Origin of the sequence: Butyrivibrio sp. WCE2006, from assembly GCF_000701985.1 — a bacterium.
Taxonomy (GTDB): Bacteria; Bacillota; Clostridia; order Lachnospirales; family Lachnospiraceae; genus Butyrivibrio.
On sequence record NZ_JNKH01000006.1, the window covers coordinates 101,578 to 116,096 of the forward strand.

General features: G+C 41.7%; 9 protein-coding genes. 5 read left to right on the top strand and 4 right to left on the bottom strand.

Features of this window, described 5'->3' with window-relative positions; all coding sequences use genetic code 11:
* Nucleotides 1-40: 40 nt before the first annotated feature.
* Nucleotides 41-1,120 carry a GGDEF domain-containing protein gene (locus tag T501_RS06130; protein ID WP_044913850.1) on the bottom strand — a complete coding sequence of 360 codons (1,080 nt, stop codon included), beginning with the start codon at nt 1,118-1,120 and terminating at the stop codon, nt 41-43.
* A gap of 169 nt (nt 1,121-1,289) precedes the next feature.
* On the opposite strand from T501_RS06130, the gene T501_RS06135 reads away from it, so the two are divergent.
* Nucleotides 1,290-2,237, top strand: a complete 948-nt coding sequence (locus tag T501_RS06135) for an MraY family glycosyltransferase (protein ID WP_044913851.1) — start codon at nt 1,290-1,292, stop codon at nt 2,235-2,237.
* A gap of 110 nt (nt 2,238-2,347) precedes the next feature.
* Here T501_RS06135 and T501_RS06140 read toward each other — a convergent pair whose 3' ends face one another.
* Nucleotides 2,348-4,018: a putative bifunctional diguanylate cyclase/phosphodiesterase gene (locus tag T501_RS06140; protein ID WP_044913852.1), complete on the bottom strand. Its 1,671-nt coding sequence runs from the start codon at nt 4,016-4,018 to the stop codon at nt 2,348-2,350.
* A gap of 238 nt (nt 4,019-4,256) precedes the next feature.
* On the opposite strand from T501_RS06140, the gene T501_RS06145 reads away from it, so the two are divergent.
* Nucleotides 4,257-7,769: a glycosyl hydrolase 115 family protein gene (locus tag T501_RS06145; protein ID WP_044913853.1), complete on the top strand. Its 3,513-nt coding sequence runs from the start codon at nt 4,257-4,259 to the stop codon at nt 7,767-7,769.
* Between the two features lie 232 nt (nt 7,770-8,001).
* Here the strand turns inward: T501_RS06145 and T501_RS06150 are convergent, their stop codons facing one another.
* Nucleotides 8,002-9,147 carry a glycoside hydrolase family 88 protein gene (locus T501_RS06150; protein WP_044913854.1) on the bottom strand — a complete coding sequence of 382 codons (1,146 nt, stop codon included), beginning with the start codon at nt 9,145-9,147 and terminating at the stop codon, nt 8,002-8,004.
* Nucleotides 9,144-10,679, bottom strand: a complete 1,536-nt coding sequence (locus T501_RS06155; protein WP_044913855.1) for a lipopolysaccharide biosynthesis protein — start codon at nt 10,677-10,679, stop codon at nt 9,144-9,146. Before T501_RS06155 ends, T501_RS06150 begins: the two co-directional genes overlap by 4 nt.
* A gap of 65 nt (nt 10,680-10,744) precedes the next feature.
* Between T501_RS06155 and T501_RS06160 the strand changes: the two genes are divergently transcribed.
* From T501_RS06160 to T501_RS06170, 3 genes are read left to right on the top strand one after another with little or no spacing between them, the layout of a single operon-like run.
* On the top strand, nt 10,745-11,803 hold the full coding sequence (locus T501_RS06160) for an NAD-dependent epimerase/dehydratase family protein (protein ID WP_026509495.1): 1,059 nt from the start codon (nt 10,745-10,747) through the stop codon (nt 11,801-11,803).
* Nucleotides 11,803-12,903, top strand: coding sequence for a DegT/DnrJ/EryC1/StrS family aminotransferase (locus T501_RS06165; protein ID WP_044913856.1), 1,101 nt, complete (start codon nt 11,803-11,805; stop codon nt 12,901-12,903). Before T501_RS06160 ends, T501_RS06165 begins: the two co-directional genes overlap by 1 nt.
* A 19-nt stretch (nt 12,904-12,922) precedes the next feature.
* A complete protein-coding gene (locus T501_RS06170; RefSeq protein WP_044913857.1) occupies nt 12,923-14,506 on the top strand; it encodes a DUF6056 family protein in 1,584 nt (527 codons plus the stop codon).
* Nucleotides 14,507-14,519: the final 13 nt, after the last annotated feature.

Here is a 14,519-nt window from a genome sequence, read left to right on the forward strand (position 1 = left end):
AAGACAATTTTTGGGCAACAGGCAGCATTATCCGATATGGTCATGAAAAGTCTCTTCGCTTGCGGTCAGCTGCTTCTATCAGCATTCTGAGTTCATCCTCATCCCTTGGTGTTCCGTGGGAGTAACCACTGGTGTAATGAATCTGCTGATCAATATCCGGTACGCTTAAGGTCGCCATGTTTCTCTCCCAGATAGAAAGACGCTGAAGTGCATCACTCAGCTCAATGTCCTGAAGAATTATAAGGAATGAATCTGAACCATATCTGTAGGAATGACTGTCTGTGAGATGGGTTTTTATGCATTCACCCACCTGCTTAAGTATCAAATCACCGGCTTTTTGACCATGCTCGGCATTGATGCTCTTAAAATCTTCAAGATCAAGCATAACAACAATAATGTGATGATTCTGATATGAATTGAAATCGTCTCGAAGGGCGTAGCGGTTTTTCATGTCAGTGACATTGTCATGCACTGGAACGTTCTGAAGCATGTCATTCATTCGCTCTATTCGATGGATTCTTTCAAGCTCTGTGGCCTGCATTCTGTATTTGTTATATGATCCGATAATGGTCAGCATGGCAAACAGAGAGTAATTAAAAAGATTTACCTGCAATGCATGATCATAGGAATAGAGAAAAAGGTAAAAAATAATGTATGAGCCACCTATCACTACTGAACTGAGGGCAGGCGGTAGCAATATAAAATTTACAAGACAGACTATTGTTGAAAAGAAAGTAAATATCTGATGTCCTCTGGTATAGTTAAAGTATGATACGAACATGCCAAAGACTATAAGCAGGATAAAATAAGCGATGCAGACAAAACGATATGCCTTGTAAGGGCGGTTTGAAGATTTAAGCCCGTGATCACAAATAAGAAAAGCTGTGATGCTCACTGCTATTGCAAGCAGTGTAGAGGGCAGTACTCCCTTTGAAGACAGTATGATCCTGTTGAAAAAAATATAATAAAGCAAAATAAAAAATTCTATTATAGAGAAAACCAGTGAAATTTTACGGGTTGCCGCGATATTCAGGCGATATAAGCCATCCTTAATGGTTGAATGAATATACGGATTCATATAGTTCTTTATGATATCCGGGAATTTAGAAACAGTTGCCATTCTTTCCTACCTTCGTTAATATAATGATGTCGGGATTATAGTTTTACCCGCACTTCATATTATTTTGATAACTCTAAAATACTTTATGAGTCTAAGAAATTATAACATGAATGTGCAAATATCAGAATAAAATTAAGTTAATAAGGAAACAGAGGAGTGAAGAATAGAAATGTTATATGAACTACTGATTAGCAGATTTACGCAGTTTCAGGCAGCTGCAATAGGAATGATAGTCGCATATGTGATTACATTTATTTCATTAAATATGCGATTTTCTTTTTTGCCCCAGGACCAGGGGAGAGCATTTGCAGTGAACGGAGCCCTTTCAAAGGGTAAGCTTAGAGGCGTGGGAATAGTCTTTGTTATCGACTTTATTCTGGCATCAATACTGTTTTTGCCGTTATCCTTTGAACTGATTATATATTTGGGACTGCTGTTTCTTATAATGCTGAGCGGATATCTTGATGATGCGTCTGATAAACCCTGGAACGAGTATAAAAAGGGTCTTATAGATTTTGTTATATCAGTTGCTACCATGGCTACATTTTTAGCTCATAACGACAGCACGATTCAATTTCTTGCATTTGAGCTTAAATTGCCATACCCTGTGTATTTCATACTGGGAGTCATTCTTATCTGGGTTGCGATCAATGTTACCAACTGTTCTGATGGTGTGGACGGATTATGTGGATCCCTTGTAATTGTAACCGTAATGTCATTTGCAATAATGTTCTCTGAACCTCTCGGAAGTATGGCTACTGCAGGACAGCTTTTTTCAGCAGTACTTCTGGCATACCTTTACTTTAACTGCTCTCCAAGCTCCATGCTTATGGGAGATGCCGGTTCAAGAGCACTGGGATTCTTTATAGCTCTAATTGCCATGAAATCAGGACATCCTTTTGCATACCTGATGTTGTCTCTGGTTCTTATTATTGATGGTGGGCTTGGACTTTTAAAGATTTCGCTTATAAGATTCTTGAAATTGCATGTTATGACTAACCTGAGAACACCAATCCATGATCATATGAGGAAAAATCTAGAATGGTCAGACACTCAGGTAGTTATCAGATTTGTAATATTGCAGATAGTGATCTCAATACTTTTTGCAGCATTGTAGTTAATTATCAGGACATTATATATAGTCTGTGAATATAGGACACGGTAGGTCTTATGTGAAAAACGCCTTTCTCGTTTGGAGAAAGACGTTTTTTGCTTTATAAATCTTTTTTATACCGGATATATTTTGTTTTTTAGGCGTTCTTCAAATTCCTCAAGGCTGAGAGGTTTATCATAGAAAAAGCCCTGCACATGGTCGCAGCCTACCCGCTGAAGAAGCGCTATCTGATCAGGTCTTTCCACACCTTCTGTGATGACCTCGATATCAAGCTCCTTTGCCATATTAATAATGTTCTTAAGGACGATTTCATCCCTGGTTGTCAAAATTTCATTATCGATGAAGGACTTGTCGATCTTTATGGTGGATACAGGAAGATCCCTTAAAATTCCTAGCGAGGAATAACCTGTACCAAAGTCATCGATGGAGCTGGCGATGTGCATGCCGTTTAGCTTGTTAAGGAAATCAGTAATAAGACCTTTCTCCTTCTGGGTAGCTGTTTCAGTGACTTCAATCTGTATATAGTCAAGGTCGATATTATATTTCTGGGTAATGGCCAGTATCTGATCTGCGAGTCTGTCATCAGAAAGATCACTTCTTGAGAAGTTGACCGATACCGGAACAGGATCCAGACCTTTATCTATCCATTGGCGGATAGTACTGCAGACCTCTTCCATTACATATATATCGAGACCTATGGAGTAACTGTTCCTTTCCAGAACCGGAACAAATTCAGCAGGGTAAACGTATTCTCCATGATAAAACCAGCGGGAAAGGGCTTCGGCGCCAATAAGGGTATTGGTTTTAGTGTCAACCTTAGGCTGGTAGAAAACTTTGAATTCGTTGTTGGATAGTCCATCCTCAAAGCTGTCTTCTATCTGTTTTTCACGATAAACCTTGGTGCTCATTTCCTTTGTGACGAACAGGAAGGGCTCATTTGAAAGTGACCTTGCAACACTGCAGGCGATAGAGCTTCTTCCGATGGTCTGACCTGGATTCTTTAATGAATCATCTATATCGTAAACACCCGCAACTGCACTTATATAAACAGGAATCTTTTCACCGTTACGGATACCGAAAACTTCGGTTTTCTGCAAAAGAGCAAGGAAATCTCCCGTGCGTTCTTTGCGGATAAGCGCCACAAAATTATCACCTCCAAGGTGACCGATAATTTCATCATCGTTACAGAATTCCAATAAGGCCCTGGCATATCTTCTGATGATATTGTCTGTTTCTTCATTGCCAAAGCGTCTGTTTATAAGACCAAATCCTTTTAAATTAAAATAATAGGAGTTAAATCTCTTGATATCACCGGAGATCATCTTCCTTGTGGCAAAGGAAATAAAGCCTCCTGAATTGGGAAGACCTGTAAGATACTGTGTAAGAGCACTCTTCTGAACAAGCTCCTCCAGGCGGAATCTGCCCATGTGAATAAGGAAAATGCGGATGGCTGAGAGCAGTAATTGTCTCTCATCTGCAGTCCAGTTCGTTTCGATGGGAGCGTATACATGGATGGAGATCATACCGTTTTCAAAGGTCCGTTGTGACTCCTCCAGCCACACGATCTCAGCACCTGAATCGTTAGCTATATCGCCTGTGTAGACAGTTACATGCCTGACTTCACCGGTGGGGGTCTGTCTTGTTTCAGGTATATTTAAATCCAGGATAATCTGTGAAATATTAAAGGATGGCGCAAGCAAATCAAAGGCTTCTTCCGCAGCCTCGATAGTATTGTCTGTGTCTGATAAGATTTGGATAAATCTATTTAGAATATTATTTTCCATATACGCCCACTTAATATGAAATTAACGCGACCATTTCTATTGTCCTACAAAATGTTAATTAAAACAAGTAAGTATTTACAGGTTTCAGCCAGGCTTTAATAAATCGTCATTTTAGACAATTTAAAAGAAAATATTCGGCAAAGTGCTATAACACAAAATTATAAAAAATTGATAAAATATTAATTAACATTTTTGTAATTAACCAGATAGTAACCAAAAATCTCATGGGGGGAGAGTTATGGGTATAACTATCAGACAGTACTCATCGGTCGTGGTGACGATCAGTGAGCGCGAATCTGAAGCGGTCAAACTCGCGGTATCGAATCTGATACGCGATTTCAAACGTGTACTTCAAATTAATACAGAGGTCTATGATCCTGATTCACAGCAGATTCTTGTGGGTACGGTAGGAGTATGTCAGGATTTTGAGGAAGAGGATCTTGTGGGACTTTTCAGTTCCCATGGAAGGCGCAGAAAAGAGGCTTACGTTATAAGAGACAGAAGAGGACGCCTTGTTATAGCAGGATCGGACAGGAGGGGAACGGTTTTCGGAATCTATGAATTCTGCAGATCGGTTCTTGGCGTGTCTCCCTGGTACTTTATGGCAGATGTTCCAATCCATCCAAAGACAGAAATATCACTTCCTGATGACTATCATATTTCCGACCATCCGAGCATTGAATACAGGGGCATTTTCATAAATGATGAGGAAGAGCTGGATCACTGGGCACAGAGGTATCTGGGTGAGACAACTATAGGTATAAAAACCTATGAAAAGATATTCGAACTGATGCTGCGTCTTAAAATGAATTATCTTTGGCCTGCCATGCATGTCAACGCCTTCAATGCCAATCCCGAGAATGCGAAGCTTGCGGACAAGATGGGAATAGTTATCGGTACTTCCCACTGCGATATGCTTATGCGTAGCAATAATAAGGAGTGGAGACCATGGCTTGAAAAGAAGGGCTATGGCGGAATGCCTTACGATTTTTCCGCTTCTGAAAAGAGCCGTGACGCAATAATAGAATACTGGCAGGAAGCAGTTGAACAGACCAGGGACTATGAAGTAACCTACACCCTTGGAATGAGAGGGATAAATGATACTGAGTTTGAACCTGTAGCGCTTAAGGGGTTGAGAGGAGAAGAGCTTAAAAATGCAAAGATAGAGCTGCTTGAAGATGTTATAAAGGCACAGGAGCAGATCCTAGAGAGCACTTTGGACTACACTCCTATGAAGATTTTTGTACCCTACAAGGAGCTTCTTGAGCTATATGATGGCGGACTAACGATACCGGATGATTTTACGCTGATCTGGGTAAATGACAATTACGGCCATGTAAGGCGCTATCCCAACGAAAATGAGAAGAGAAGATCTGGTGGAAACGGGTTGTATTATCACAATTCCTACTGGGCACCGCCGGGTTCATCATATCTTTTCCTGTGCTCTATTCCGCTTTCCCAGACCAGGAATGAGTTAAAAAAAGCCTATGAGGAAGGTATCCGCAAACTTTGGGTCACTAATTTCGGTGCGATAAAGCCCCTTGAACAGCAGATGACCTATTATGCACAGCTTGCCTGGGATATCGGAAAAGCAGACACAATCTGTGCGGATGAAATAGACTTTCTGGCGAAGTGGATAGATGAAACCTTTAGTGGTCATCACGGGAAAAAACTGGCACCCATGCTGGTTGAATTTGATCAGCTTACCAATGTTCGAAAAGTTGAACAGATGGATGCTGACGCCTTTTCCCAGACAGCTTATACCGATGAAGCGGTAAGCAGAATCCACAGATATGAATATATGTTTAAGACCGGGAACAGGATTTATCATTCTTTGCCGGACAATGAGAAGGATGCATTTTTCCAGCTTATTCTTATGAAAATTCATGCAGCTTACTATACTTATGCCATGTATTACTACGCTGACAGAAGTAATCTTTGCATAAGACAGGGAAAAACCCACAGTGCTGCGGACTATACCACAAGATCTCTGGCCTTTGATCATGCAAGGCGAAGCATGCTTTATTTCTATAATCACATTATGGCTGACGGAAAGTGGGATGGCGTCATGACGCCTGAGGATTTCCCTCCGCCGAGAACAGCAATGCATCCTGCATGTAAGCCGCCTATAAGAAAATCAGAGGATCATCTTATAGTGACCTGTCAGAATGAGGAAAATGCTCTGACTTTTGTTAAACCTGTTGAAAAATGGTTTGAGATTGCAAATGCAGGTGAAAATGAAATTGTTGTGACGGTTGATCTGCCATCCTGGCTCAGAATAACAGATGAGAGCATGGTTGGCTTTGAAGGACACGGCGATATCAGGATAAGCGGGGAAGAAAGATTACTTCTTGAGGTTGACTGGAATCAGGTTTCGGATCTGACAGAGCTTTTGACAAAAAAGGGTGAGGTTAAAACAGATGATCCCGTTGTTTCCATAAAGGATTCAATCCATGTTATGGCGCTTATGACAGGGGAAAGTCATATCATTCCTGTTGAAGCAAAGCTCTTTAGGGGAATCACTCTTCTTGGACAGGGCAATATAGTATTTCCTCCGCATATGGAGGATGACGGAATGCTGAGGATCGAGGCGGACATGGTAAGAGATTTATCAGGTGCCTGGGTACGCATTCCAAACCTTGGAAGACAGAGGGGCTCACTTGTTGAAGCAAGGACAGAAGGTGCAACTCTTACCTATGAGGTTACTGTTACAAGCTCAGGAGCATTTTTATTAGAGCTTCACAGATTCCCTTCGCTTAATTCCAAGGGAAGGATAAGAATTGGAGTTTCAGTTGATGAGAATCCCGTAGAGGTTATTGAGACTGAGGCCAATGATGCCTATAAGGGCGAGTGGAAGAATAATGTAAGGAATAATGTGGATAAGCTTTATCTTCGTCTTCCAAACATTAAACCCGGATCCCACAGGATTATTTTCCATGCAGTTGATAAGTACTTCTCCTTCTCCAGATTTGTTATATATACAAGAGAGAGGCAGGAGAACACTCTTGGTATAAGAGGCGGAGATTTGAGACTTCCGTTAAGCTTTGATGCTGCAGGGTTCAGCTGGGATTTCTACGGAAAAGAAGCTTATGAGCTTCCACCAAGACCCGTATATTATGCCTTTAGAAAGCAAAAGGGTAATTGCCTTGAGATGGGCGAGCACATGGAGTTCTTATCACACTATGGTTCTCCTATGGCAGCGACAGAGATAGTCGGTCAGGGTGAACACATATCTGTGGAAAAGGATGGAAGAATATTCATAGAGGCTGCATCTGCACTTGCTGAATCGAGGATGGCCTACACAGAAGGAGAGGGTTGGGATTATTGTAATGCTCCTTCACACGGTGAGACAGGTCTTGCCATGTACATAAGGGATGAAAAGGCTCTTGAAAGATACAATGGAACAACCTGGGGAGGCATGAGTGCCATAAAGAAGGCACCTTCGCTTCACTATAATGTGGAAACCAGAGGCGGTACCTATAGAATATGGGGAAAGCTTCTTATGTGGGATGCAGATAAAGCCCACTTTACGATAGGTGTAGACGATAAGATATACTCTGAGAGAGATCTCTACGGAGGACAATCTGTCTGGAGATTTTCTGCAGAGAACATATGGCGATGGGTTCCTCTTGTCGATGTAAAGCTTCGGGGAGGAAAGCATACACTAAGGTATTATGCTCTCTCGGCAGGTGTGCGCGTTGAGCAGTTTTACATGACATCAACGGATGAACTTCCACCTGCCATGGTTTGAGCAGAGCACTTGACGAGGTATTTTCGAGTCTAGTGCGAGCCATGCAAGTCCACTTAGCAAGGTCCTATCGAGCTTAGTGGAGCTTGCTTGAGCAGAGCACTTGACGAGGTATTTTCGAGTCTAGTGCGAGCCATGCAAGTCCACTTAGCAAGGTCCTGTCGAGCTTAGTGGAGCTTGCTTGAGCAGAGCACTTGACGAGGTATTTTCGAGCCTGGTGCGAGCCATTCCAGAGTTAAAATTCAAGAATACTCAGGAAAGCCAGAGCAGAACCCTGTCCCCATGGATAATGACCGTAGGTCTGCCTGTGAACTGCGATGTCTTCGCACCCGCTTAAAGACTGTTTTACAGAGCCGTTTTCAGTGTGCTCAAGGAGAAAATCCCTGGCGCTGACAACGGCTTTTTCTATTTCAGTGGACAGCTCTTTTGCATGAGTGCGGAAGGCACCGCTCCTGAGCCAGTTGGCCATGGAGTAGGCGATCATTGCTGTTGCTGAGGTATCAGCCTCTCCGTCAATTGCAGGAAGAAGCCATGAAAATCCTCCGTCAGGTCTCTGGTAGGTGAGAATAGTCTTCATTAAGCTGTAGAAATCTGACATGAGCTTGTCTGAAGTCTGTTTAAGAAGAGAGTCACTTATGGGATTTTCACTTTCTTTGGACTGTTTTTGGATGTTTGAGAGTATCTCTGAGTATCCGAGCATCAGCCAGCCAACAGCCCGTCCCCAGCCTATGATTCCAAGTTTTTTACCTTCGGATAAAGAAAAGGCATGGTAGGGAAGTCCTGACCTTTCATCAAAACCGTTCTGGTGGAAATTGACAAGCTGCTTTGCAGCAATAGAAAGAGCAGTCCTTTTGTGGGAAGCTGCTGCATATAAGGAGAGGAACATCGCAGATTGTCCGGCACCGTCAGCGTAGATAAGGTCATTTCCCTTTGAAGGGTTATAAATAATACTTTCCTCGGGATTCTTTTGACACTGTGAGAGGAAAGCAGCTATCTTGGCGGCTGCGTGCTGATAGCGCTTTTCATCAGTTTTTTCAAAAAGCTTTATCAGTGTTACTCCTGTCAGCGAATCATCCACATAGGAAACTTCTTCGCCCTGCTTTATCCATCTGTCCAGATAAGAGCGAAGAATGGTTATGGCGTTTTCCCTCACCGGTTCCGAGATAAGCTTTGAAGCAGAGTCTGATGGAGAAAGGGCAGCCTCTGAAAGCCCCAGCATCAAAAGACCTGCAGGCCAGAAAATGGGATCACGGTTTGAAGTTGCCCTGCCAAGGGCTTTTTTTGCCGCATCCTTTACCATATCCTTTGGGGTGTATTTGTTTATTTCCAACAGGTCAGCCTCAGCCACCCGCATCATCTGTTCAATTATTTCCTGAGTCATGCTTTTTTAAACCTTCTTAATACAATATTTTTCAGATAATCATATTCATCGGTTTTGTGATACAAAAACCAAAAGATTCCATTATATATGATGGTAACCAGGATAACCATGATTGCAAAGCCTGGAATAGTTATGTTTTTTAATACAAGTGTGCTTATAAAATACAAAAGGCATGTTATCGATAATTCGGTAAGTATGTATTTGATGCTGTCTAAGAAATAAGAGGCTGCATTTTTGTCAAAGCATACTTTGTAAATAATTATCGGTTTTGTGATATTGGCGATAAGACCTGATACTACGGTTCCGATGTAAATACCGGCAAGTCCGATTTTCTGTACCAGGACAATGGAAATCACAAGGTTTACAAAGCCCTGGATGAGTGCCAGGTATTTATCCTGTTCAAATACCCCTGCAGCAGTTTTGTAATTGGATAGTACAATTCTGTCACCCTTAAAATAGTAATCTGTGATGAGAAGATATACGGCGAATGTACCGAGCATCCAGGTGGGGCCGTGTCTTCTTACGATCCATAGATATATGAGGGGCTGCAACAGAATGAAGAAACCACATGCAGAAAAACCGTAAACCCATGAAGCAAAGAAGCGGTATACCCTGAACAGGCGGTATTGCCTGTCCTTTGTCTCTGTGGCTATGAGGTTGCCAAAGCTGGATATTACTGAGTTGAAGATTATATTTACGAAATTTGCTATGGTTCCTGTAACAAGAGTGTAATTGTCCACAACGCCTGCAACGGCAACTTCGATAAAGGATGAGATTATAAGTGTGTCCGTCTGAAGTCTTGCCACATCTCCGACCTTGTGAAGAACCAAAGCTCTGGTCTTGCTCCAGACCTCTTTATGTTCCTCGGCAGTAAGAGGAGTGATATCTTTTTCTGTGAGATACGGGTATAATCTGTTAAGGTAGCTATTTACAAATATCTTCTGGATCAGCGAAACAGCCGCATCTGTCAGCAGGTAGAGATAGAAGTTTGGTATAAACAGCAGAATAAGGATCTGGAAAAATACGGTAACGATTTTCGTTATGGTATTGATATTTGTCTGTACGTAGTTCTTCTGCTCTGCGTTGACCAGACTGTATTTATATGAAACAAAGTAGGTGCTTACTGTATTAAAAAGGAAAATGAGATAATAAAAAGTAAGATCTCTAGTGGTAATATTTCCGGGATTCTTAGCCAGATATTTTAAAAACGGAGTAAGCAGAAGTCCTATTACCGCAACAACTATGGCTATGGTATGATAAGCCTTGCGGTACATCTGCATATATGACTTTACTTTTTCAGTATCGTGCCTTGCTATTGGAGCATAGAGACTGAAATTAAGAGCAGTTCCTATACCAAGTTCAGCCATTGACAGAAGTGATAGGATATTGCTATAGAGTGCGTTTACGCCAAGAAGTGTTTCGGCGAGTCTCTGAATAAAAATAGTGCGCAGAATGAATGACATCAGCGCAGTTGCCAGTTGACCTACATATCCAAATGTTATGTTTTTGGCAGCGAGCTTTGTTCTGCCCATAAATTGACCTCCGGAGCTTTTTTAACTATCATGTTATTATATCATCTTAAGGAGAATTTTTAGAAATGAAAGAAAAAAATGTAAATCTGAACGGTAAAACAGTGCTTATAACCGGTGCTGCCGGATTTATCGGCTCACATCTTGCAGCACGTCTGTTTGGTGAATTTAAGGATATAAAGGTTGTAGGCTTTGACAATGTTAACGACTATTATGATGTCAGATTAAAAGAGGAGAGACTTGAAAAGCTGTCTGCATATGAGAATTTCATATTTGTAAAAGGTGATATTTCAGATAAGGCAGCAGTCGATGAGGTTTTTGCAAAATATAAGCCTGCAGTTGTTGTAAACCTTGCTGCACAGGCTGGTGTACGCTATTCTATCGAGAATCCCGGAGCTTATATTGAAGCTAATGTGATCGGTTTCTATAACATTCTTGAAGCCTGCAGACACTCTGATCCCAAGGTAGAGCATCTTGTATATGCTTCCAGTTCAAGCGTTTACGGTGGTAATACAAAGCTTCCTTTCAGCACAAAGGATCAGGTGGATCATCCTCTTTCACTTTATGCTGCAACCAAGAAATCCAATGAGCTCTTTGCATATTCCTACAGTAACCTGTATGGAATGGCAACCACAGGTCTTAGATTCTTCACTGTTTACGGACCTATGGGAAGACCGGATATGGCGCTTTTCCTGTTTGCTGATAAGCTCCTTCGCGGTGAGACTATTCAGATCTTTAACTATGGTAACTGCAAGAGAGACTTCACATATGTTGATGATATAGTTACAGGTGTTGTCAATGTTATGCAGAGCACTCCCGACGAGGATGAGAAGGGTAACAGATACAAGGTTTACAACATCGGTAATCACAACCCTGAGAACCTTATGGATTTCGTTGATATTCTTCAGAAGGAACTGGTTGCTCACGGAGTACTTCCGGAGGACTTTGACTTTGAGGCACACAGAGAGCTCTTACCTATGCAGCCAGGTGACGTGGAGGCTACATTTGCCGATGTGGATGACCTTATGAGAGACTTTGACTTTAAGCCTGATACAGATTTAAGAGACGGTATCAGAAACTTCGTTGACTGGTATGCAGGATACGTTAAGCGCAGGGATAATAAATAATGGACAAAATTATGCAAAGCCGTATGGATCGCGGCTTCTTCAAACATCAGGAAGAATATGAGAAAAAGGCTCTGGAGGTTCTTCGCTCCGGCTGGTATATCCTTGGCAAAGAGGTAGAAAACTTTGAAAATGAGTTTGCAGCCTTTGTGGGGACAAAGTACAGTGTAGGTCTTGCAAGCGGGCTGGATGCTCTGTGGCTTGCTTTCAGAGTTCTGGGGATCGGTAAAGGTGATGAGGTTATAGTTCAGGGTAACACCTATATAGCCAGCGTTATGGGCATTACTATAAATGATGCAACCCCTGTTTTTGTTGAGCCTGATGAATATTACCAGATTGATACCTCAAAGATTGAGGAGAAAATCACAGACAGGACCAAGGCTATTCTTGTTGTACATCTCTATGGACAGGCAGCGGGGATGGACAAGGTTTTGGAGCTGTGCAAAAAATACAATTTAAAGCTGGTGGAAGATTGCGCTCAGTCTCACGGTGCCTGCTTTAACGGGAAAATGACAGGAAGCTTTGGGGATATAGGATGTTTTTCTTTTTATCCTTCAAAGAATATGGGAGCATTCGGTGATGCAGGTGCTATCACTACAAATGATGCTGAGCTTGCAAGACTTATGAAGATCTACCGCAATTACGGAAGTGAGAAGCGTTATTACAACATGGTAGTAGGCGCTAACTCCAGACTCGATGAGATGCAGGCAGGCCTATTAAGAGTAAGACTCAAATATATTGAAGAGATAAACAATGAGAGGGCTGCCATCGCAAAAAGATATGACGAGGGTATTACCAATCAGATCGTTATAAAGCCTGCTGTTGCAGAAGGTGCCACAAGCGTATGGCATCAGTATGTGGTAAGGATAGCCGGAAGGCGTGATGAGTTTATGCAGTATCTTGCCGATAACAATGTGACTACCATTATCCATTATCCGATACCGCCGCATCTTTCCGAGGCATACAGATATCTCGGAATAGGAGAGGGTGCATTGCCGATAACCGAGAAGTATGCTAATGAGGTTCTCTCACTTCCGATATATACCGGGATGAAAGAGGATGAGCAGACTTATGTTATTGACCTGATAAATTCATTCAAATAAATCCTTATCGGAGCGACAAATGGAAAAAAAGATTAAGCTTAAAACCCTGAGAATAGTACTATTTTTAATAAATATTCTTTCTTTACTTCCGATATTGTACGTGTCAATGTATGGCGTACCGTCAGCGGATGATTTTAGCATGACGAATGAAGTCCATGATGCCTTTTTGTCATCGGGAGGGTTTTATGCTGTTGTTAAAGCAATATACATGTCCATATGGTATTACAATAACTGGACAGGTGTATATTTCAGCAACTTTATGACTGTTTTGGCTCCGCATGTTTTTGGAGAAAAATTCTATTTTCTTGGAACCTGGATCGTGCTTTTTATGTTCACTGTGGGGCTTTGGTATTTCCTAAGACAGCTCCTTATGGGAATCCTCAGAGTGGAGAAGCACCTTACAGGCTGCATTATCAGTATTATCTATTTTATTCTGATCCAGTGTTTACCTGAAGGCTCTGCCAGAGTGGAGAGCCTTTTCTGGTACAGCGGGGCTGTCAACTATTTGTTTATGTTTGGTCTCGCTCTTCTGTGGCTGGGATTCATTCTAAAGATTTCCGGTGTATTATCATTTAAAGGATATAAGATTTCTGCTCTTTCGGTAATCGGATTTTTACTGGGCGGCGCCAATTATATGACTGCACTTAGCCTTGGGATAATATCTGCATGTATCCTATTGATAGCTCTTATAACATACTTCACGGAAAAGGCACCTATTGAAAAGCAGATAGAATACAGAAAACATCTTTTGGTAAGGGTGGCTGAAAAACTGACAGAGCTTAAAGTTTGTGTCATCCCATCATCATTCATGCTTTTGGGTCTTTTTCTTTCAATGATCGCTCCCGGTAATCATAAGAGATCTGCTGAGGCTGCTTTTAATCCCATAAAAGCAATACTTATGGCAATATACTACACAGTGGATGCAATGCTTGGAAAATGGCTGACCTGGCCTGTTGTGATACTGATAGCATTTCTTGTACCGTTTTTGTGGAAGGCTACAGGAAGAATAAAGCGTTTTTACGGATTTGATCATCCGGTATTGTTTATTTCCTTTTCATTCCTGCTCACAGCGGCAAGCATTACGCCGCCGATATATGCCACAGGAAGTATAGAAGCAGGAAGAATCCAGGCTCTGTTTTATATGCAGGGAATGCTTTTACTGATATTATCCATAGGCTACATGTGTGGCTGGATAAGATATGTTATAAAGCCGGCTAAGCTTATAGATACGGATGATATTGAAAAAAGAAAGCCAAAGGATTTTCTTGAGGATGCATTCCTTGGACAGTATGCATCTAAGGTTGTCCTGGTTGTAGCAGCGGCATTTATTGTATGTACTTCCCTGGCAGTAAGACCTGAGCCTGCGATACTTACGTCATCAGAAGCGATAGCGGATATTCGAGGTGGAGCAAAGATTTATAAACAGGAATTTGAGGAGAGACTAAATCTCTTACTGGATGAGAAAACTGAAAAGGTTGAACTTTCATCATATTCCGTAAGACCGGGCCTATTATTCTTTTCAGATATAACTACAGATGAGAAGGACTGGCTTAACAAGTCACTGGCTGAATATTATCATAAGAAAAGTGTGGTTCTTAAATAACAGGAGCCACTTA